We start from the raw sequence: 20,899 nt of genomic DNA on the forward strand, positions 1-20,899 counted from the left end.
TCAGCCCAGCTCGCCGGGCTTCTTGTCGAACCACTTCACGAAGATCTTCTCGTACGTGCCGTCCGACTTGGCCTTGGCGAGCTCCTCGTTGATGGTCTTGAGCAGGACCGGGTCCGCCTGCTTCTTCAGACCGAGGCCGTACTGCTCGCCGGTGTCGAGGCTGGCGATCAGCTCGAACTTCTCGGCGATCTCCGGCTTCTTCAGCCAGGTGAGCACGACCGGGAGGTCCTGGATGATGACGTCGGCCTGGCCGGCCTGGAGGGCGAGCAGCTCCTTGGCCGAGTCGGCGTACTCGGTCGGGTTGAAGCCCTTCTCCGTGGCGTAGGTGAGGCCGGTGGTGCTGGCCTGGGCGCCCAGCTTCAGCCCCTTGGCCTTGACGTCCTCCAGGGAGGCGGCCCCGGTGCCCTTCTTGGCCAGCAGCGCCTGCGTGGCGTCGAAGTACGGGTCCGAGAAGGTGATGTTGGCCTTGCGCTCCTCGGTGATGGTCATGCCGGCGGCGGCCAGGTCGCACTTGTTGGTGGCCATGGCGGCGCCGCTCTTGATCACGGCGAAGTCGATGTCGACGATCTCCTGCTCGACGCCGAGCTTCTTGGCCACCAGGTCGACGATGTCCACGTCGAAGCCGACGATGTCGGCGCCCTGCTTGAACTGGAAGGGCTCGTAGGGGATGTTCGTGCAGACGGTGAGCTTGCCGGGCTTCACCAGCTGGGCGCCACCGGCCGCCGAGGCGCTGGCGGAGGTCGTGCCGCCACTCGACGACGACTCGCTGCCGCAGCCGGACAGCGCCAGGGCGGCGGTGAGGGCGAGCGCGCCGGCGGCGGAGGCTCGGCGGTTCAAGGGCCAGAGGGCCATGGGTGGCCTCCTCAGTGTTTATGCCAAGAATGTTGGGGTTTCGTGCAGTTTAGATGGGCTTTTGCAGCAGTCCGTCATCTGGTGAGCAACAATGCGTCAACGGAACGGCGTCGGCCCTGATACCAGGGCACGATCACCGGGTGTGTCCGTCTCAGCATGTGGCAGTATGGAGAAACGGGTGACCCCCGTAACCCCTCACCGAGACGATCTGACGAGGGGATCCTGGCGCCTACCGAAGCCAGCCCTCGTGCACGTCCGCCGAAGGTTCACTTCCGTCCGCCGACTTACAGGGGTCACAGTGACTGCCACACCGACATCTCTCGACCAGGATCCCGCCTTCGCCCTGCACCGCGGAGGCAAGATCGAAATCCGTTCCACCATCCCCGTCCGCGACGCCGGCGACCTGTCGCTCGCCTACACGCCCGGCGTGGCGCGCGTCTGCACCGCCATCGCCGAGACGCCCGCGCTCGCCGACGACTACACCTGGGTCTCCAACGTCGTCGCCGTCGTCAGCGACGGCACCGCCGTCCTCGGCCTCGGCGACATCGGCCCGTCGGCCGCCATGCCCGTCATGGAGGGCAAGGCCCTGCTGTTCAAGGAGTTCGCCGGCGTCGACGCCGTGCCCATCTGCCTGGCCTGCACCGGCGTCGACGAGCTCGTCGAGACCGTCGCCCGGCTCGCGCCCTCGTTCGGCGGCATCAACCTGGAGGACATCAGCGCGCCGCGCTGCTTCGAGGTCGAGGACCGGCTGCGCGAGCTGCTCGACATCCCGGTCTTCCACGACGACCAGCACGGCACCGCCATCGTCACCCTCGCCGCGCTGAAGAACGCCGCCCGCCTCACCGGCCGCTCGCTCGGCGACCTGCGCGCCGTCGTGGCCGGCGCGGGCGCCTCCGGCGTCGCCGTCACCCGCATCCTGCTGGAGGCCGGCATCGGCGACATCGCCGTCTCCGACTCCAAGGGCCTCATCTACGACGGCCGCGACGGACTCAACCCCGTCAAGCAGGCCCTGGCCCGCGACACCAACAAGGCCGGCCACACCGGCTCCACCGAGGAGGCCCTGGCCGGCGCCGACGTGTTCGTCGGGCTGTCCGGCTCCACCGTCACCGAGCAGGCCATCGCCTCCATGGCCGAGGGCGCCATCGTCTTCGCCCTGTCCAACCCCACGCCCGAGGTCCTGCCGGAGGTCGCCGCCCGGCACGCCGCCGTCGTCGCCACCGGCCGCTCCGACTTCCCCAACCAGATCAATAACGTGCTCGCCTTCCCCGGCGTCTTCCGCGGCGCACTCGACGTCCGCGCCACCGCGATCACCGAGAACATGAAGGTGGCCGCCGCCGACGCGCTCGCCGCCGTCGTCGGCGACGACCTCACCGCCGAGTACGTCATCCCCAGCCCCTTCGACGCCCGGGTCGCCCCCGCCGTCACGGCAGCCGTCGCCGCCCAGGCCAGAATCGACGGCGTCGCCCGCGCCTGACCTCGCGGCGCCCGCATCCGTCAAAACGAGCTCCGGGAAACACCAAACTCTCTTTACTCGGCGTGCTATAAACATAGCTCTCTGTAAGGATGCGGGCGCCGGCTCCCGTTATGAGGAGAGCGATGGAACGCGAGCCCAACCGACTGCTACAGCAGCTCATCGCGGAGGCTGGCTTCTCCCACAAGGGACTGGCCAGGCGCCTCAACGATCTGGGTGCCGCCCGCGGCACCCCCGGGCTGAAGTACGACCACAGCTCCGTGCTGCGCTGGATCGGTGGCCAGCGCCCGCGCGACCCGGTGCCGTGCCTCCTTACCGAGATATTCGCACTACGGCTGGGCAGGCCCATCAGTTCTGAGGATCTGGGCATGCCGGTCATCACTACACCCCTCGATCTCGGGCAGGAGTTCACGCACACGTGGCAGGAGGGGGTCGCGACCGTGACGGCGCTGTGGCGGGCCGATGTGGAGAGACGAAGATTCCTGATCGACTCGACGTTCGCGATCGGCGCGGGCTCCGTGGGAGCCGTGCGGTGGCTGACCTCACCACAGGAGGGGCGCCCGAGCAGCTCGGGCCCCCGCCGCGTGGGGAGGGCGGACATCGCCGCCATCCACGAGGTCACCCGATCATTCGGTGAGCTCGACAACAGGTTCGGGAGCGGCCGGGTCCGCTCCTCCGTGGTCAAATATCTGGACACGGCGGTCACGCCGCTGCTGAAGGACGGCTCCTACGGCGACGCCACCGGCAGGCAGCTCGCCGCGGCCGCCGCCGAGCTCACCCGGCTGGCCGGCTGGATGGCCTACGACATGGAGCAGCACGGGCTCGCCCAGCGCTACCTCATCCAGGCGCTGCGCCTGGCCAGGGGCGCCGACGACCACGCGCTCGGCGGCGAGATCCTCGCCGGGATGGCCCACCAGGCCATCTACATGGGCCAGCCGGCGCACGCGCTCGACCTGGCGCGCGCCGCCCAGCTCTCGGCCCGCCGCGCGGGCGTCTCCACGCTCGTCTCCTCGGGCCACGTCCTGGAGGCGCACGCGCACGCCGGGCTCGGCGACGCCCGCGCCTGCGCCGCGTCGCTGCACGAGGCCGAACGCGCCTTCGACACCCGCAACCCGGGCGACGAGCCGCGCTGGCTGGGCTACTTCGACGAGGCCTACCTGTCGGCCAAGTTCGCCCACTGCTTCCGCGACCTGGGGGAGGGCGAGCGCACCGTACGGCAGGCGCGGCGCTCCCTCGACATGGACGGGCGGTTCGTGCGCGGGCGGATGTTCAACCTGTCGCTGCTGGCCGCCGGGCTGTTGCAGTGCGGCGAGCTGGAGGAGGCGTGCACGGCGGCGAGCGGCGCCATGACGCTGGCCGGGGAGCTGCAGTCCGTCCGGTCCCGGTCCTACGTGGCCGACCTGCGCCGGCGGCTGGAGCCGTACAAGAACGAACCCGCGGTCCGGGCGCTGAACGAGCGGACGCGGGAGCTGGCGGCGGTCTGAGGTTTCGCCGGCCTGAGGTTTGCCGGTCTGAGGTTTGCCGGTCTGAGGGAGCCCCCGTGCGGCGGGCTCCCTCAGGCACTGGTCTAGCTGAGGAGCTCGCCGTTCGGGCCGACGATCTTCTTCGTCTCGGCGTAGTTCGCCTTGTTGTAGACGTCGGCGACCTCACCGTCGAAGTAGGCCGAGCTGATGTAGTCCACGCGGTTGTTCTCGTCCTGGTCGTGGAACATGCTCGTCACGCCGTTGAGGTAGCCGGTGCGCTTGCTGTTGTTGTAGCGCAGCAGCCAGGGGCCGCCGTCTGCGCCACCGGTCATCGAGCACTTGAGCACCTGGTGCGTCTCGACCCGGAACATGTTGGCCTGGTAGGTCTTCTTGGCCGTGTTGCCGTAGCACCACTTGGGGGTCACGCCGGTGAACGGCTTGTCACCGTCGGGGTGCGGGTCGGCCGGGTAGCCGAAGGCCATGACCTTGCCGCCGAGCGGCTGGTTCCAGGCGATGCCCTGGCCGCCGACGACGTCCCCGACCCGCCCGGTGTCCTTGGCGATCCCGACATAGAAGACGGTCTTGAAGTAGTCCGTCTTGGCGCTCTCCTTCACCCAGTAGCCCAGGAAGTAATGGGTGATGGTGTAGTTGCCCGCCTCGTCGATCTTGCGGTAGCCCGGACCCTTGTACGCCTTGTACTCCGACTCGGTCACGTTGTCCTTGACCGTCTTCGCGGGCTCCTGGGTGCCGTTGCCGTCGCCCTTCGGCGCCTTCAGGAACTCGTCCTTGTCGACTTCCTTGTACGCGCGCTTCTTGTCCTTGTAGTCCGGGCCGACGATGTCGGTGGTCGTCGTCAGCTTGGCCCAGCAGTCGGGGCTCTCACCGCCGTGCAGGTCGTAACACTTCTTGTACGCCGCCTCGTCGATGGCGACGTCCTTGGACCACTTGTCGCCCGCCCGCTTGTCGAACTCGGCCTTGGTGACCTGCTTGTCACCGTCGAACTGGAAGCCGTTGTGCACCGCGACGAAGGCGAAGTCACCGTCGTAGTCGTCGTAGGTGTCGAGGTCGTAGGAGGTGAAGGCGTACGCGCCGGCGTAGATGCCGTACGGGGCCTTGCCCTGGTAGTAGGCGGGCACGAAGACCCACTTGTCGAAGACGTCGTCCTTGCCGTTCTCGAACACGCAGTGGCCGGCGGTGGCGACCAGGTTGCGGTGGCGGGACTGGACAGACGTGGCCGAGCACCAGCGGTACTCGCCCTTGTGGTCGATGAAGAACACCTTGCCGATCGTGCGCGGCAGGTTGACGTTCTTGACCTTGAGGGTGGGGGCCTTGGTCGGCGGGGCGACCATGCCGGGCTTGCCGTCGTCCGGCGTCTTGCTGCCGGTGGCGACGAGCTTCTCCACCTTCTTGGCGTCCCAGCGGTACTGGGTGGCCTTGCGGAGGGCGGCGCCGTTGGCGTCCAGCCAGAAGAAGGCGTTGCTGTAGGCGTCGGCGGGCTTGGGGGCGAGCGGGTCTTTGGCCCAGGTGGGTGCGGTGGCGTTGGCCGGGGCGCTGAGCGTGGCCGCGCTCAGTCCGGCGAGGGCGAGGGGGATGAGGAGGCGCTTCACTGGGGTGCTCCACGAAGTTTACAAAACGGGCGTAAGAACCCTATCGCCACTCTGGTCACAGGGCTAAGGGGTCTTGTGATTTGCCGTGACAAATGCCGAAGGGCCCGGCATTGCTGCCGGGCCCTTCGGGTGACGCAAGGTGAGTGCGGGGTTTGGACCCCCGCCCTCATGACTCTCTCAAGGCTTACTTGAGGGAGCCGGACCAGTTCTTCTCGGCCTGCGCGTAGACCGCACCGGTCTCGCCGTCGAAGTACGGCGAGGAGCTGTAGTCGTAGCGGTTGTTGCCGTCCTGGTCGTGGAACAGGCTGGTAACACCGTTGACGTAGCCCAGACGCTTCGCGTTGCTGTACTTGATGAGCCACGGAGCGCCGTTGGCACCCGGGGTCATGGCGCACTTCAGAGCGATGTGCTCCTCAGCCTTGTACGCAGCGGAGGCGTAGGTCTTGCCGGAGGTGGCGCCGTAGCACCACTTCGGCGTGACACCCGTGTAGGCCTTGTGGCCGTCGGGGTGGGCGTCCGCCGGGTAACCGAAGACGAACACCTTGGAACCGGTCTTCTGGTTCCAGGCGATGCCCTGGCCACCGACGTTGTCACCGAGGCGACCGACGTCCTTGATGAAGCCGTCGACAACGTAGAACACGGTCTTGAAGTAGTCGACCTGCTTCGACTGCTTCACCCAGTACACCAGCCCGTAGCGGGTGATGGTGTAGTTGCCCTTGTCGTCGATCTTCCGGTAGCCGAGACCCTTGTAGTTCTCGTACTCCGTCTTGGTGACGTAGTCGACCTGCGGGTACAGGGCGGACTGACGACCCTGGACGTTACCGGCGTCCTTCTTGGGCGCGGCGTCCCACTGCTCCTTGGTGACTTCCTTGCGGACGATCACGGCCTCGGGGTGGCCGGGGCCGGCCAGGTCCTCGAGGTCAGTCGTCTTCGCCTGGCAGTCGGCGGTCTCCTTGCCGTGCAGGTCGACGCACTTGTCGTACTCGGCCTTGGAGATCGTGTAGTTCTTGGTGAACTTCGCACCGTTGAACTTCTCGTACTCAGCCTGGGAGACAGCCTTGGGCTCGCCGCCGCCGACCTGGATGCCGTTGTAGACGGTCACGAACGCGTAGTCGCGGTCGTTGTCCTCGTACACGGCGTAGTCGTAGTGCGTGTAGGCGGTCTTACCAACGTAGATGCCGTAAGGCGTCTTGCCCTGGTAGTAGCCCGGCACGAAGACCCAGTTGTCCATGACGGAGGCGTTCTTGCCCTCGTCGTAGACGCAGTGACCGGCGGTCGCGACCAGGTTCTTGTACTTGCCCTGGATCGAGGTCGCGGAGCACCACTTGAGGTCGCCCTCGGAGTCGACGAAGAACACCTTGCCGATGGTCTTCGGCAGGTTGATGTTCTTGGTCTTAGCCGCGGTCTTCTTCTCCTCGCCGATCGGCGCGACCGTCGTCGCCTTGGTGTCGGGCGAATAGCCGCCGCTCACCTTGAGCTTCGAGGTGGCCTTGGTCTCCCAGGTGTAGGGAGTCGCCTTGGCGAGGTTGTTGGTGGCACCGTTGGCGGCCAGCCAGAACTTGGCCACCTCGACAGCGGCCGGGGCGTCCTTGGCCATCGTGTCGTACGCCCAGTCGGGCGCAGCGGCGGTGGCGGAACCGGCGAGGCCGGCGGCCAGCAGACCGGTGGCCAGAATGGCGCCACCGGCGGGGAGGAGGATGCGCTTCACTTTTAACTCCTTGCGCTGTCGTGGAACGCCTCTTGCGTCCCATGCGTCAGTAAAGGGATAGCCAGGAACATACAGTGTCGATCTTGGGAACCGGTAGCTGATCTGACAGGAAAAGATGGGACATGGCGGGCGTGACCGTTCTGTGATGTTTGAACGAGCGTGCCGGATCATCTGGGCAAAGGCCGTCTACGGCACATAACCGCAGATCACTTGCCGTGCGATACTGGCGTGACAACCGGGCCTCCGGTGCCGCCGCCGATCCCTCTCCTGGGGCGATGTGGCGCACATCACACTGCTTCGATGGCACCGTCTGAGGCTCCCGTGCGTCCAAACGCCCAACACTTTCCCGCCGGAATGCCGAAGGGCCCGGCGGATGCCGGGCCCTTCGGGTCAAACAGTGTCGAACAGTGACGAGCTGACTACTTAGACGACCTTGCCGGACCAGGAGTTGGCCGCGGCCTTGTAGATGGACGCCGTCTCACCGTCGAAGTACGGCGAGGAGATGTAGTCGACGCGGTTGTTGCCGTCCTGGTCGTTGAAGGTGCTGGTGACACCGTTCACGTAACCGAGACGCTTGCTGTTCTTGTAGTTGTAGAGCCAGGGACCACCGTCGGCGCCCTCGGTCATCGCGCACTTGAGCGCGACGTGCTCTTCGATCTTCTTGGCCGCGGAACCCACCAGCTTCTTGGTGGTCTTGCCGTAGCACCACTTCGGCGTGATGCCGGTGTAGTTCTTGTGGCCGTCAGGGTGCGCGGAGGCCGGGTAGCCGAACACGCGCACGTACTTGCCGGTGGGCTGGTTCCAGGCGAAGCCCTGGCCGCCCACGACGTCACCGAGGCGGCCGGCGTCCTTGACCCAGCCCTCCACGATCGTGAAGACGGTCTTGAAGTAGCCCTTCACGTCCGTCTTCTTCACGAAGTGCTTGATGAAGTAGTGCGTGATCGTGAAGTTGCCCTTGCTGTCGATCTTCCGGTAGCCCGGGCCCTTGTACGCCTTGTACTCGGACTCGGTCACGAAGTCGGTCTTGGTCTGGGTCGGGGCCTTGGTGCCGTTCTTCTTGCCCGTAGGAGCGGCGTCGTACTGCTCCTTGGTCACCTCGGTGAAGGCCTTGACCGCACCCGGGTAGTCGGGGCCGACGACGTCCACCTTGGTGTCCGTCTTGGCCCAGCAGTCCGGGGTCTCGCCACCGTGAAGGTCGACGCACTTCTGGTACTCGGCAGCGGTGATGGCGACGTCCTTGGCCTCCTTGAGGCCCTGGAACTTGTCGTACTCCGACTTCGAGACCTGCTTGGCCTTGCCGCCACCCAGGTACACGCCGTTGTAGACGGTCACGAACGCGTAGTCGCGGTCGTAGTCCTCGTAGACGGCGAAGTCGTAGTGGGTGAAGGCCTGCTTGCCGACGTAGATGCCGTACGGCGTCTTGCCCTGGTAGTAACCCGGGACGAAGACCCACTTGTCCATCGTGTCGGCGTTGTTGGCCGTGTCGTACACGCAGTGACCGGCCGTGGCGACCAGGTTGCGGTACTTGGACTGGATAGAAGTGGCGGAGCACCACTTCTTCTCGCCCTTCTTGTTGACGAAGAACACCTTGCCGATGGTCTTCGGCATGTTGACGTTCTGGGACTTCGAGGAGCTCTTCTTCTCCTCGCCGATCGGCGCGGCGGAGCCGGGCTTGGTGTCGGCGCTGTAGCCGCCGGCGGTCTTCAGCTTGGCGACGTCGGCGTTGTCCCAGACGTTGGACTGGGTAGCGGCCTTGAGGGCAGCGTTGTTGTTGTCCGCCCAGAAGTCCGCGATGGCCTTGGCGTTGGCCGCACTCGTCGCCATCGGGTCCTTGGCGATGTCGCTCGTGGCCGTCGCCGAGCCGGCGAGGCCGGCAGCGAGAAGGCCGGTGGCGAGGACGGCGCCGCCGGCGGGGATGAGGATGCGCTTCAAGGGAACTGCTCCTTGGTCTGTCGTGGGCCGCAACGTGCGACCCATGCGTCAGTAAAGGGATAGCAAGGAACATAGCGCGGTGATCTCCGCAGGTGAAAGCCGAAATGACCCGATCGGTTGGGGCCCCGACTCGCGTTACCATTCCGTTACCAGTCAAGGTCGAATGCGGCGAGTGATCGATTGGATGCGTTTTTGCAGGGCATGGCGGGGTTGTGGCAGATGGTGCCGAAGTTCCGTTAACGGGCATGTGCATAGGGTGGCCAGTCAAATGTGACTCAGATCACAGGAACCGGATTGGCGTGTGCTCCGTCTAATTCGCTCTGATCTTCACAGGGAACGTTCAGGTTCGGGTTTCGGGGTCGGGGATACGTGTCGGTTTGTCCCTTTCGGGGTGGCGGCTTTCCCTTCCGTTCCGGGCGTTCGGGGGTGCCGGTGGGGCGGAAAACGGTGGGTGCCGGTGCCGGATCTCGTGCACCGGCCACCGGTGCTGTGGGTTCGTGGCCGCCGTCGCGACGAGCGCTGTCTCGGATCGGGCTGCATTCGGCTGCTGAAGGGTCGCTCGGGCCGAGCATGGGGCTGATCACGCTCTTGGCCTCGTGCAGCGGGGTTGTGAGCCTCCGGTACCGGCCAGACCCGGCGGCCGGGGTCTGCCTCCACTTGGACGACTCCGCGCTGGAGGTACTGCCCGTGCAACTCGGGCCGGAAGTCGTACGGTCGGCCCGCGCGTACGCCTCGAGCGCGATTTGGCGGCCATCCAGGGCAGGGAATGGGCGGTTCGGGACGCGCTTGCTCGTGTGCTGGAGGTCTGGGAGCTCGGCCTGGTGACGCCGCGGCCATCAGCGGTGACCCTCGTGATCGGCTGGGGCCTGCTGGGGGAGTACGTCAATGCGGGCGGCTGCTCGGCGACGCGGCCGATGCAACGGGCAGTGGTGGCCGATCTTCCAGTCGCAGCAGGACCGTTAGGCGCGATGGAAGTCCTGCAGGGCGGCCGGGACGGTTCGGAGCCCACGGGGCGTCTGGCTAGGGCGCCGTCTCTCCTCCACCCCGCCCCCGGTCAAACAGGGGAGGAGGGACACCCTGCGAGGCTGGCGGGACCACATCCGGGGAGCCGGCATGCGCGGTGGCGCTTGGTGGAGTGCTTGCCGCCTATGGGCTGCCCATAGAGCCTGACAGCCTCTCGGGTGGCACGACGCTGCCTGGCTTGCGAGGCGCGGTGGTCGTGGCCCTCACCCAAGGAATGCGGGGTGTTCCGCTCCGGCTGCCTGGTCACGGTGGCGGTCGCCTCCGTCCGTGGCCAGACGGCCCACGTGGGGGCGGGGTGCGCGAGGGGCGGAGCCCCCAGGAGCGCTGCCCGAGCAGGGCACGGCGCGGAGCGCCTGATGGGCGAGGATCATGCAGCCGGAGGGTGGTGAGTCGAGCAAGGGGAGCCGGGAATGCCGAAAGGCCCGGCCGTGAGGGCCGGGCCTTTCGTGGAGGGGCTTACTTGTACAGCTCGCCGTTGCGGCCGACGATCTTGCCGGACCACTTGTTCTTGGCCTCGTTGTAGATCGAAGCCGTCTCACCGTCGAAGTACGGCGAGGTGATGTAGTCGATGCGGTCGTTGGCGTCCTGGTCGGCGAAGGTGCTGGTGACACCGTTCACGTAGCCGAGGCGCTTGCCGTTGTTGTACTGCGACAGCCAGGGGCCGCCGTCGTAACCGGGGGTCACGGCGCACTTGAGGCCGATGTGCTCGTCGATCTTGAGCCAGGAGGCGCCGACCGTCTTGGAGGTGGTCTTGCCGTAGCAGTGCTTCGGCGTCACACCGCTGTACGGCTTGTCGCCGTCGGGGTGCGGGGCGGAGGGGTAGCCGAAGGTGCGGACGGTGCGGTTCGGCGGCTGGTTCCAGGCGACGCCCTGGCCGCCGACGTTGTCGCCGAGGCGGCCGGCGTCCTTGGACAGCAGGATGTAGTGGTGGCCGCCCCAGGAGCGCTTCGGCCCGCTGAACCGGTTGTACTCCGACTTGCTGACCCGCTTGGCGCCCTCGAACTGGATGCCGTTGTAGACGGTGACGAACGCGTAGTCGCGGTCGTAGTCCTCGTACACGCCGAAGTCGTAGTGGGTGTACGCGGTCTTGCCGACGTAGATGCCCCACGGCGCCTTGCCCTGGTAGTAGCCGGGGACGAAGACCCAGTAGTCCATCGTGTCGCGGTTGGCGTCGGTGTCGTACACGCAGTGGCCGGCGGTGGCGACCAGGTTGCGGTAGTTCGACTGGATCGACGTGGCGGAGCACCAGCGGAACTTGCCGCTGCCGTCGACGAAGAAGACCTTGCCGATGGTCTTGGGCAGGTTCACGTTGGAGGAGCTGCCGCCGCCTCCGTTGCTCGTCGGGGCGACGCTGGCGGGACGGCCGTCAGGGTTGTAACCGCCGGTGGAGACGACCTTGCGGACCTGCTTGGAGTCCCACGTGTAGGCGGTCGCGCGGCGGAGGGCGGCACCGTTCGAGGCCAGCCAGAAGGACGCGACGGAGGCCGCCTGACTCGTGTTCCTGGCCATGGGGTCGATCGCCACGTCGGCGCTGGCCCCTGCGGTGCCGGTCAGGCCGGTCGCCAGCAGGCCGGTGGCCAGAGCGGCGCCGCCGACGGGGAGAAGGATTCGCTTCAAGGTAACTCCAGGCTTTCCCTTACGCTGACGCGGCGCCTTTGTGCGCTTTGATTGTCAGCAAACGGACAGTCCGGAACCGTACAGGGCCAACCCGGGCCATGCGGGCGGAAAGAAGATCAGGTAAACCTCTGAATGGTTGCCGTGATCGTACCGAGATCCAGGTATGAGCTGATCACCCCCCGTTACTGGGGAGTTGCATATGACTTACATCACATTTGACAGGATCTTCTGTGCGGCGGCGTGGCGGTAGACGTCGCCGGTCACGGCTCCGAAGTACGGGGACGACACCGCGTCGAACTCACCCTTGGCGTCACGGTTCCAGGTGAGGCTGTTGACTCCGACGAGGTTGCCGAGCTTCCTCGCGGACTGCCAGTCGACGAGCCAGGGGCCGCCGCTGGCGCCCTTGCTGAAGTTGCAGGGGGCGAGCTGGACGCCGAAGTTCAGCTCCAGGCTGGGGGCGACGGCCTTGCGGGTGCTGCCGACGCACGTCTGAAGTGTCGTGCCGTTGAACGGGCGGGTGCCGTCGGGCTGCGGGCCGGCGGGGTACCCGAAGGCGTCGACCCGCGACACGGGCGCCTTCTTGCCCAGCTCCAGGCCCTGGCCGCCGACGTTCTCCTGTAGCCGGCCGACGTCCTTGGCGACGTACTTGGCGCCCTGCTTCTCCCAGGTGAAGCCCCGGTGAACGGTGACGAACGCGTAGTCGTAGTCGTAGTCGTTCTTGCCGACCCAGTCCTCGTGGATGCTGATCGAGGAGCCCACGTAGATGCCGTCGGGCATCTCGCCGCTGTTGGTGGGGTTCGGGACGAAGATCCAGTAATCGGCGGCCTTGCCCTGTCGCGGGTCGTAGGCGCAGTGTGCGGCGGTGGCGACCACGCTGAGGTTCCTGGCGGCGACGGAGCTGGCCGAGCACCAGTACTCCTTGTCGCCGAAGCGGAAGAAGACCTTGCCCATGGTCTTGGCCGCGCCCTGCCTAGGGGCGACGGGGGCGACGTTCTGGGTGCCCTGCGCCTTCCGGAGGGCGGCGATGGCCTGGTTCGACACGCTCACGGCGCCGCTCGACGAGGCGGGCGCGGCCTCGGAGGCGGGCGCGGCGGGACTGTAGCTGTCGGCGTCCTTGAGCTTGTCCGGCTTCCAGTAGTCGGCGACCTTCTGCACGTCCGCCTTGGTCCTGGCCAGCGTGACGGTCTGCACCTTGCTGGCGGACGCGGCCTGGGCGGCGGGCGCGACCCCGGTGAGGGCAGGCAGCGTCAGCAGCACGCCGCTGAGCGCGGCGGCCGCCAGATGCCTGGCCCGGGGGATCATGAATTGCCTTTCTTGGGGTTGTAAGGGTGGATTTTTCCAGATCAACAGCCCTTATTGCAGCTCGGATGGAGATTCGTTATCTGATCAAGCGTGACCCGTGTCCTATAAGGAGCATGTCAAACATGCCGCCAATGATCATTTATTGGACCACGTCACCCCAGGTCGACTGCGGTTTCCGGCACCACCTGAAGGCCCCGGCCCAGAGGTGACGGGTGCCCCTGGGCATACTGATTGGTTACGACATGTTGCCGGTCCAGCGGTTGCCTGCTGCCGGCGTCGGACGGTGAACGAGCAACGCGGCTGACGTGCTGGCCACCGAGGCGGGCATCGGCTCGGCCTTGCCGCATTCCGCCGTGCTGCCGGTGCGGGGGTTGCCGCCGGCGGGTAGCCGAAGGAGAACATCGTCGCCCTGGCGTCGCGGTTCCGGGTGAAGCCCTGGCCGTCGACACCGACGTCGAGACGGTCGGCGTTCGCGTCGGTCCTTCTTTCAGTCGACCGTGATGCTTGGCTAAGGCATCCATCGCTGTGAAGTCGCCGTGCATGTTGAACGGTTGGGCGGGGTAATTGCTTTTGGGTGCCTCCGTTGTGGGAATTGGTGTTTCCGGGGCGCGTAAGGCGAAAATCCAGTAGATGCCCAAACTCTGCGGAGAGGACGCGGCCCACGCTGTTGGGCACCCCTTGCGGCCCTGGTCGGGCGCAGGCTGTTGATGCGGGCGTCGTGATCGGTTGCAGCCTCGAGCCGGTCCGGGTTTCCAGAGCTGGATCGTCAACTCGGCGAGTCGGCCAGGAGGCGGCGGTAAATGGGGTGGAGCGGTTACGGCTTGTTGAGGGCCAGCGAAATCGCCTCTGTTTGTGAAAGGTAGTGGTAACAGCACTTACCAAACGTCACTTCTTATCAACCGAACCTTGTTCTGGTTAGATGATGGCATGGATCCACGCACCCCCTGCCTCGTGGGCGTCGCGCAGTGCACTGTTCGTGAGCAGCCCGGTCCCGAACCGCTTGACCTCTGGGAGCAAACGGCCCGCGCCGCCGCCCGGGAGGCGCGGTTGCCTGTCGGGCGGCTGGATTCGATCCAGATCGTCTACACCGACTCCTGGCAGTACGACTCGCCCACCGGCAGGCTTGCCGAGCGTCTCGTTGCGGTGCCGCGGCACCAGGTGTACTCCAAGGTCAGCGGCACGGCGCCGCAGCTGCTCATCGGGGCCGCGGCGAACGAGATCGCGCAGGGGCGGCTCGACTCGGCGCTCGTCGTCGGGGCCGAGGCGCTGGCCACGCGCCGGGCGTACCGGGTGGCGGGGGAGCGGGTGCCGTGGAGTCATGCCGCCGATCCCAAGCCGCCCTACGGCTGGGAACGGCCGCCGCATCCCGCTGAGCTCGCGCATGAGCTGTTCCTGCCGGTGCACACGTACGCGATCATGGAGACGGCCCGGCGGGCGGCGTGCGGTCAGTCCGTCGAGGAGGAGATGCGCGAGCGGGGCCGGATGATGGCGCCGATGACCGAGGTGGCCGCCGCGAACCCGTACGCGTGGCGGCAGAGCGTGCGCGGCCCGGAGGAGCTGGTGACGGGCAATCGGTTCGTCGGGTGGCCGTACACCAGGAACACCGTCGCGGTGCTGGAGGTCGATCAGGCGGCGGCCGTCGTTCTCGTCAGCACGGCGCTGGCCGATCGGCTCGGGGTGCCAGCCGATCAGCGGGTGTATCTGCGGGGCTGGGCGTACGCGGAGGACACCTGGGAGGTCGCGGCGCGGCCGGCGCTGGGGTCGTCGGAGGCGATCGGGCGGGCGGCCGGCGTCGCGTTCGAGCGGGCCGGGCTGGGGTTGGACGACATGCACGCGCTCGACGTGTACAGCTGTTTCGCCGTCGCGCTGCGGCAGGCGTGTAACGCGATCGGGCTCGATCCGATGGACGCGCGCGGGCTCACCGTCACCGGCGGGCTGCCGTACGCGGGCGGGCCGGCCAGCGGTTACGTGCTGCACTCGACCGCCACCATGGCCGGGCTGCTGCGTGCCTGGCCGGGACACGGGCTCGTCACCGGGGTCGGCATGCACCTGACGAAGCACGCGTACGCCGTGTGGTCCACCGAGCCGGGGGGCGTGCTGGGTGACGGGGCGCCGGTGTTCACCGCTGAGCCGGTGCCGGTGGTCGACATGTACGAGGGAACTGCGGTGGTGGCCGGGTACACGGTCGCGCACGGGCGGGACGGGGGCGCCGAGCGGGGGTACGCGGTGGTCGAGCTGCCGGGCGGCGGGCGGGCGTACGCGCATGTGCTGGAGGAGGAGTTGATGGCGGACGCCGAGTCGCGGGAGCTCGTGGGGCAGGCCGTCCGGGTGACGACGGACGGAAAGGTGAATGTCGCTCGGTGGTGATTCCGCAAAGGCGATGCAAAGAACGTGAGCGTGTGGCTACTCTGTGCTGTTGACATTTTTATGTCACCGGCGGACGCTGGAGTCATGCGGAGGACCACGGTGCGCATCGACGAAACGCTCCTCAACGAGGCGAAGGCGTACGCAGCCCGCAACGGGCGCAGTCTCAACTCGGTGATGGAAGATGCCTTGCGACAACTGCTCAACCGCTCCGCGGAGGCGGCCGGACGGCCCGCCGTGGAGCTGATCGTCTCCGACCGGGAGCCGGGCCTGCACCCTTGGATGCAGGTCAGGCTGGACGCGGGCGAGAAGCTCGAGCACCTCGCGCTCGACCTGGACGACTGGGAGAGGGCGCATGATGCTGCTTCTTGACGTCAACGTCCTCGTCAACGCCTTCCGGGCCGAGACGAAGGAGCGCGAGCGCTACCAGGCGTTCGTGCACGCGGTGATCGACGGCGAGTCGAGCTATGCGGTGAGCGATTTCGTCGTCAACGCGTTCGTCCGCATCGTCACCAATGACCGGATCTTCGTCAATCCTGACCCCCTCGATCGGGCGCTGGCGTTCGCGGAGACCTATCGCAACCAGCCGCACGCCTCGCTGATCGAGGCGGGGCCGCGGCACTGGGAGATCTTCACCCGCCTGTGCCGGCAGGCCGGGGCGGCGGGGAAGCTGGTGCCTGATGCCTACCTAGCCGCGCTGGCCATCGAGCACGGTTGTGAATTCGTGACCTGTGACAAGGATTTCGCCAGGTTCGAGGGGTTGCGCTGGCGGTCGCCGCTCAACTGAAGAGGTCCGGCAGTCCTCCCCACAGGTGACGAGCCGGCCGCGTTTCCGCTCACCAGGATTTCAAGAGCATTATGCGGCGTGGGTGTCTGTGCCGCGCAGGATGTACAGGTCGTCGCCGAACACGGCCGAGATCTGAAGGCTCCCGCCCAGGGCCTGTACGTAACGGGCGATGACCTCCACGGTGGACACCTCGCCGCGTTCGATCTGGGAGACCCGGCTCTTGGTCACTCCCATCAGGTCGGCGACGTCGGTCTGCGACAGTCCCAGGCTCTTGCGCCGTTCGGCCAGCCGGTAGCCGTCGATGTAGGCCTGATTGCGCCGCCGGGCCTCGGCCACGGCCTCCTCGCCGCCGGAGGCGGCCACGATATCGGCGCGGACGTCGCTCCACTTGGGGAAACTCGTCATCGGTCCTTCTCCTCCGCCTCGCGTTCGGCCAAGTACTTCGCATACAGCTCTTCGGCTCGGGGTATGGCCCGGCGATACCAGCCCGACCAGTCACCGGACTTGTCCCCGCCGATCAGCAGGATGGCCGACCGCCACGGGTCGAACACGAACAAGACCCGGATCTCGGAGCGGCCTGCCGAACCAGGGCGCAGTTCCTTCAGGTTGTGAACCCGGGAGCCCTCCAGGGTGTCGACCAGCGGGCGGCCCAGGCTCGGACCGGCTTCGGCCAGTCGGTCGATCGCATCGACGACTTGCGCCCGGGACCGCTCGTCCAGGGCGTTGATCCAGGTCAGGATCTCGTCGGTGACGCGGATCTCCCACTCCTCCACGATGGAGAGTGTAGCAAATCCTTTACCGACAGAGCGGCGGCACATCGGTGGTCAGGCTTGCCCCGTTCGAGATGCCGCCCGACGCCGCACACGGTTGTGAATTCGTGACCTGTGACAAGGATTTCGCCAGGTTCGAGGGGTTGCGCTGGCGGTCGCCGCTCAACTGAACTGGAGGACAACAAGAGGCGCCCACCCCCCGGCGAGGTCCGTCGTGGCCGATCAGTTCGATGTCATCGAGGCGGGCGAGCGCGGCCGCCGCCGCTGGGTCGGGTTCGTGGTGGTGCTGGCGCTGCTGGTGGTGCCGGTGGTCAGCCTGCTGGCCAGCCGTGACCCGATGCCGGAGCCGGTCCGCGAGACGGCGCCGATCCGGTCGCTGAAGCGGGTGGAGAGCGCGCCGAACGTGCTGCACCCGCCGGCACGGGAGCGGGACGGGCGCGAGACGATCGAGGTGGTGTTCCCGCACGGGGTGCGGGCCGAGGTGCGCTATCCGGCCCGGCTGGGGCTCGACCGGCTGGGGGTGCGGCCGTTCCAGGGCGTGTGGGTCGACGGCGACTACCAGGAGCTCGTCGCTCCCTACAACGGCGAGGCCGAGGTGACCAGGGGCGCGGAGCCGATCCGGTCGTTCGCCCCGCATGTGACGCTCTGGCCGCGCCAGGCGGGCAGCGGCGCGTACGGGCAGGTGCTGCTGTTCAGGTTCGGGCGGTGGCGCATGGCGATGTACGACAGGCCCGGCGGGCTCGACTACGCGCAGCGGGTCGCGGTGGCCGGGGACGTGCGCGGGGAGGTGAACGGCGGCTATCTGACGCTGTCGGGCACGGATCGGGTGCGGATGGCGGAGCCGGGGGAGCGGGTGCGAGGTGAGCCGGTGGGGCCGCAGCTGTGGTTCGGCGGCGGGATCAGCGACATGGTGGTGCTGATTCCCTCGTGCGCGGAGGTGGACCGGTTGCCGCGCGGGGTGCGGGGGCGTGGCCGTCCGGTCAGCAGCGTGTGCCGGGGCGGGGTGCGGATCGCGGCGGCGGGCGACCCGGGGTTCGTGAAGGCGGCGCTCGACGGGATCAGGATCACTCTGAAGTAGGGTGCGGCCATGTTCGCCGTTACCGCCACACAGACCGACCCCGACAATCCTCTCGCCGGGCTGACGCTCGGCGACCACCCGGAGCCGAAGGCGCCCGACGGGTGGACGACCGTCTCGGTGCGGGCGGCCGCGCTCAACCATCACGACCTGTGGACGCTCAAGGGCGTCGGCATCCGGCAGGACCGGCTGCCGATCGTGCTCGGCTGCGACGCGGCCGGCGTCGACGAGGACGGCAACGAGGTGATCGTGCACGCCGTGATCGGCTCCGGCGCGGACGAGACGCTGGACCCGAAGCGGTCGCTGCTGTCAGAGACCCACGACGGCACGTTCGCCGAGCGGGTGGCCGTGCCGCGCCGCAACCTCGTGCCCAAGCCCGCCGCGCTCAGCTTCGAGGAGGCCGCGTGCCTGCCGACGGCCTGGCTGACCGCCTACCGGATGCTGTTCGACAAGGCCGGGCTGGAGCCGGGCGCGACCGTGCTCGTGCAGGGCGCGGGCGGCGGCGTGGCGACCGCGCTGATCGCGCTCGGCCGGGCGGGCGGCTATCGCGTCTGGGCTACGAGCCGGTCCGGGGACAAGCGGGAGCGGGCTCGGGAGCTCGGCGCCGACCAGGTCTTCGAGCCGGGCGCCAGGCTGCCCGAGCGGGTCGACGCGGTGATGGAGACCGTCGGGCAGGCCACCTGGGACCATTCGCTCAAGTCGCTCAGGCCGGGCGGCCGGATCGTGGTCTCCGGCGCGACCAGCGGGGCCGTGCCGCCCGCCGACCTGAACCGGGTCTTCTTCCTGCAGCTCTCGGTGGTCGGCTCCACGATGGGCACCCGCGACCAGCTCCAGCGGCTGGCCGTCTTCCTGGAGCAGACCGGCGTCCGGCCGGTGATCGACCGGACGCTGCCCATGACGCGGGCCCGCGAGGGGTTCGCCGCCATGGACGAGGGCGATGTGTTCGGCAAGATCGTCTTTACTGGCTGACAGGCGCTGCAGCGGTGGGCGCAGGCCGTACCGGATCATGACCGGAGGGTGTCGCGGACGCGGGTGGCGGCCTCGTCGAGCGCCGTGCGCAGCTCGTCGATCTTCTCGCGCGTGAGGCTGGCCTGCGAGGCCTCCTCACGCACGCCGCCGACGAAGTCGGCGAGCAGCTCGCCGAGCTCGTTGTCGAGCTTGGCCCGCGACGGGGGCGCGCCGCCGAGCGTGCTCCACACCTCGCTCCAGATGCGCCGCCACTCGCCGGTGAGGCGGCCGCTCTCGTCCTGCCAGTGCTGGGCGTGCTCGCGCCACTGCCGGGCCTGCTCCTCCCGCAGGCGCCTGAACTCGGCCTGCTGGCGGCGGACGTCGACCCGCGCGTCGACCCGGACGTCCTTGGCCATCCTGGTCAGCTCCTCGCGGAGCGACCTGACGGTGTCGCGTACGTCCTCCTTGACCTCGCGGGCGATGTCGCGCACCGAGGCGGCGATCTCCTCCTCCAGGTCGTCGAGCTCGTCGAGGCGGTCGTTGAGCTCCTCGCGGCCCTTGTCGGTGATGGAGAAGACCTTCTTGCCGTCGACCACCTCGTGGGTGACCAGGCCCTCCTCCTCCAGCCGGGCCAGGCGCGGGTAGATGGTGCCGGGGGAGGGCGAGTAGACGCCGAGGAAGCGGTCCTGCAGCAGCCGGATCACCTCGTAGCCGTGACGCGGGCTCTCCTCCAGCAGCTTGAGCAGGTAGAGCCGGAGCCGGCCATGACCGAAGACGGGACTCATCGCTTCTCCCCCTTGAGCAACGTGACCTCGCCGGACACGGTCGTCGCGCTCAGGGACGCCATGCCGCCGCCCAGCCGCCCGGACATCGTCTTCATGCCGGGCCCGTTCGTGCCGGCCAGCTCGTCGAACGCGCTGACCAGTCGTCCGGAGGTGGACCTCATGCTGACGTCGGCCTGCGCGGTCTCGGGCAGCCTGACCAGGATGGCGCCCGAGACGGTGCTGAGCGTGACGTGCCCGGTCGGGCGCAGTCGCAGGTCGGCGGTGATGCGGCCGGAGACGGTGTTGGCGCGCAGCCTGCGCGGCGTGCCGCCGGCCACGGTCAGCTCGCCGGAGACGCTCTTGAACGACAGGTCTCCCTCCATCGCCCGGCTCTCCACGGCCCCGGAGGCGGTCGTGGCGCTCACCTCGCCGCTCACACCGTCGAGCACGATCTCCCCGGACACGCTCTTGACCAGCGTCGTCCGCTCGAACCCGGCCACCACGGCGGACGCCGTGACCACCCCGGCGCTGACCCGGCAGTGGCGCGGCACGGCGAGCGTCGCGACCGTGCGGCGGCGGTCGCGCCGCAGCCAGCCGAGCAGCCCGTCCCACGTCAGGTCCTTGTAGGCGACGCTCAGCTCGCGGGTGTCCTCGTCGTACGTGACGATCAGCGGGGAGGCCGAGTCGAACTCCGCCACCTCCAGGGTCGGCGGCCCGTCGCTCGCCAGCACGGCCAGCCTGCCCGCCACGATGCGCACGTCGAGCGAGTCCACCGCCCCGAACGTGAGCTGTTCGGGGCCCTCAATCGTCCACTGCTGCATGATCCCGCCTCTCTGGCGACACACTCCTACCGACAGACACGATATGTCGCGTCTGTCGAAAACTCAAGATGTATCGCGTTGTGGAGCAGGGTCAGTCCTCGTCGTCCAGCCGGGCGAGCCACGTCGCCAGCCGCTCGACCGGGGTCTCGAACTCCGGGTTGAGGTCGACGAACTCGCGCAGCCGCTCGCCCAGCCACAGCAGGCTGACCTCTTCCTCACCCCGCCGCTCGACCAGCTCCTCGATCCCCCGATCAGTGAAATACATGGTGCTCCCGTTCAGTCAACTCGTCAGCCGCGAAGCGAGATCCGCGGCCGGAATCCGGGCGTCCGCACGCCCGCGCTCCGACCCTATCGAGCAGTGAGCCCCCGCCGGGGCGGGGGCTCACTCAGGCGGT

The 20,899-nt window shown here is 67.9% G+C and carries 18 protein-coding genes; 7 read left to right on the top strand and 11 right to left on the bottom strand.

All coding sequences use genetic code 11. The features are described 5' to 3' along the window. A complete protein-coding gene (locus tag AB0G11_RS31470) occupies window positions 1-852 on the bottom strand; it encodes an ABC transporter substrate-binding protein (RefSeq protein ID WP_219500866.1) in 852 nt (283 codons plus the stop codon). 298 nt (window positions 853-1,150) lie between these two features. On the opposite strand from AB0G11_RS31470, the gene AB0G11_RS31475 reads away from it, so the two are divergent. Both AB0G11_RS31475 and AB0G11_RS31480 read left to right on the top strand, forming a co-directional pair. Further along, the gene (locus tag AB0G11_RS31475) at window positions 1,151-2,326 is read left to right on the top strand and encodes an NADP-dependent malic enzyme (protein WP_219500867.1); all 1,176 of its coding nucleotides are present in this window, start codon (window positions 1,151-1,153) and stop codon (window positions 2,324-2,326) included. A 122-nt stretch (window positions 2,327-2,448) separates the two neighbouring features. Then, window positions 2,449-3,807: a hypothetical protein gene (locus tag AB0G11_RS31480; RefSeq protein ID WP_357590235.1), complete on the top strand. Its 1,359-nt coding sequence runs from the start codon at window positions 2,449-2,451 to the stop codon at window positions 3,805-3,807. Window positions 3,808-3,890: 83 nt separating this feature from the next. Here AB0G11_RS31480 and AB0G11_RS31485 read toward each other — a convergent pair whose 3' ends face one another. From AB0G11_RS31485 to AB0G11_RS31505, 5 genes are all read right to left on the bottom strand, one after another. Beyond that, entirely contained in the window at window positions 3,891-5,393 is a 1,503-nt protein-coding gene (locus AB0G11_RS31485) for a hypothetical protein (RefSeq protein WP_357590237.1), read from the bottom strand. A gap of 184 nt (window positions 5,394-5,577) precedes the next feature. Then, window positions 5,578-7,101 carry a hypothetical protein gene (locus AB0G11_RS31490; protein WP_357590239.1) on the bottom strand — a complete coding sequence of 508 codons (1,524 nt, stop codon included), beginning with the start codon at window positions 7,099-7,101 and terminating at the stop codon, window positions 5,578-5,580. Window positions 7,102-7,524: 423 nt separating this feature from the next. Further along, a complete protein-coding gene (locus AB0G11_RS31495; protein ID WP_357590241.1) occupies window positions 7,525-9,033 on the bottom strand; it encodes a hypothetical protein in 1,509 nt (502 codons plus the stop codon). 1,479 nt (window positions 9,034-10,512) lie between these two features. Next, the gene (locus AB0G11_RS31500; RefSeq protein WP_219500875.1) at window positions 10,513-11,673 is read right to left on the bottom strand and encodes a hypothetical protein; all 1,161 of its coding nucleotides are present in this window, start codon (window positions 11,671-11,673) and stop codon (window positions 10,513-10,515) included. Between the two features lie 204 nt (window positions 11,674-11,877). Continuing rightward, entirely contained in the window at window positions 11,878-12,975 is a 1,098-nt protein-coding gene (locus tag AB0G11_RS31505; protein WP_357590243.1) for a trypsin-like serine protease, read from the bottom strand. Between the two features lie 927 nt (window positions 12,976-13,902). Between AB0G11_RS31505 and AB0G11_RS31510 the strand changes: the two genes are divergently transcribed. From AB0G11_RS31510 to AB0G11_RS31520, 3 genes are all read left to right on the top strand, one after another. After that, entirely contained in the window at window positions 13,903-15,342 is a 1,440-nt protein-coding gene (locus AB0G11_RS31510) for an acetyl-CoA synthetase (RefSeq protein WP_357590245.1), read from the top strand. A 99-nt stretch (window positions 15,343-15,441) separates the two neighbouring features. Then, window positions 15,442-15,711: a hypothetical protein gene (locus AB0G11_RS31515; RefSeq protein WP_357590247.1), complete on the top strand. Its 270-nt coding sequence runs from the start codon at window positions 15,442-15,444 to the stop codon at window positions 15,709-15,711. Further along, entirely contained in the window at window positions 15,698-16,126 is a 429-nt protein-coding gene (locus tag AB0G11_RS31520) for a type II toxin-antitoxin system VapC family toxin (protein WP_357590249.1), read from the top strand. Before AB0G11_RS31515 ends, AB0G11_RS31520 begins: the two co-directional genes overlap by 14 nt. Window positions 16,127-16,195: 69 nt before the next feature. On the opposite strand, the gene AB0G11_RS31525 is transcribed toward AB0G11_RS31520, so the two are convergent. Then, window positions 16,196-16,531, bottom strand: coding sequence for a helix-turn-helix transcriptional regulator (locus AB0G11_RS31525; protein ID WP_357590251.1), 336 nt, complete (start codon window positions 16,529-16,531; stop codon window positions 16,196-16,198). Next, entirely contained in the window at window positions 16,528-16,845 is a 318-nt protein-coding gene (locus tag AB0G11_RS31530; RefSeq protein WP_357590333.1) for a type II toxin-antitoxin system RelE/ParE family toxin, read from the bottom strand. The genes AB0G11_RS31525 and AB0G11_RS31530 overlap by 4 nt, the downstream gene beginning before the upstream one ends. Before the next feature lie 265 nt (window positions 16,846-17,110). Between AB0G11_RS31530 and AB0G11_RS31535 the strand changes: the two genes are divergently transcribed. Both AB0G11_RS31535 and AB0G11_RS31540 read left to right on the top strand, forming a co-directional pair. After that, entirely contained in the window at window positions 17,111-17,974 is an 864-nt protein-coding gene (locus AB0G11_RS31535; protein ID WP_357590253.1) for a hypothetical protein, read from the top strand. Between the two features lie 9 nt (window positions 17,975-17,983). Next, window positions 17,984-18,940 carry a zinc-binding dehydrogenase gene (locus tag AB0G11_RS31540; protein ID WP_357590255.1) on the top strand — a complete coding sequence of 319 codons (957 nt, stop codon included), beginning with the start codon at window positions 17,984-17,986 and terminating at the stop codon, window positions 18,938-18,940. A gap of 35 nt (window positions 18,941-18,975) precedes the next feature. Here the strand turns inward: AB0G11_RS31540 and AB0G11_RS31545 are convergent, their stop codons facing one another. The 3 genes from AB0G11_RS31545 to AB0G11_RS31555 all read right to left on the bottom strand — a co-directional run bounded on the left by AB0G11_RS31545 (window position 18,976) and on the right by AB0G11_RS31555 (window position 20,769). Next, window positions 18,976-19,704 carry a PadR family transcriptional regulator gene (locus AB0G11_RS31545; protein ID WP_219500889.1) on the bottom strand — a complete coding sequence of 243 codons (729 nt, stop codon included), beginning with the start codon at window positions 19,702-19,704 and terminating at the stop codon, window positions 18,976-18,978. After that, complete coding sequence (locus tag AB0G11_RS31550) at window positions 19,701-20,504, bottom strand: DUF4097 family beta strand repeat-containing protein (protein WP_357590257.1); 804 nt, start codon at window positions 20,502-20,504, stop codon at window positions 19,701-19,703. Before AB0G11_RS31550 ends, AB0G11_RS31545 begins: the two co-directional genes overlap by 4 nt. A 91-nt stretch (window positions 20,505-20,595) precedes the next feature. Continuing rightward, complete coding sequence (locus AB0G11_RS31555; protein ID WP_193318541.1) at window positions 20,596-20,769, bottom strand: DUF6104 family protein; 174 nt, start codon at window positions 20,767-20,769, stop codon at window positions 20,596-20,598. Between the last annotated feature and the right edge of the window lie 130 nt (window positions 20,770-20,899).

Source organism: Nonomuraea sp. NPDC023979, assembly GCF_040639085.1.
In the GTDB taxonomy this organism is placed as follows: Bacteria; Actinomycetota; Actinomycetes; order Streptosporangiales; family Streptosporangiaceae; genus Nonomuraea; species Nonomuraea ceibae.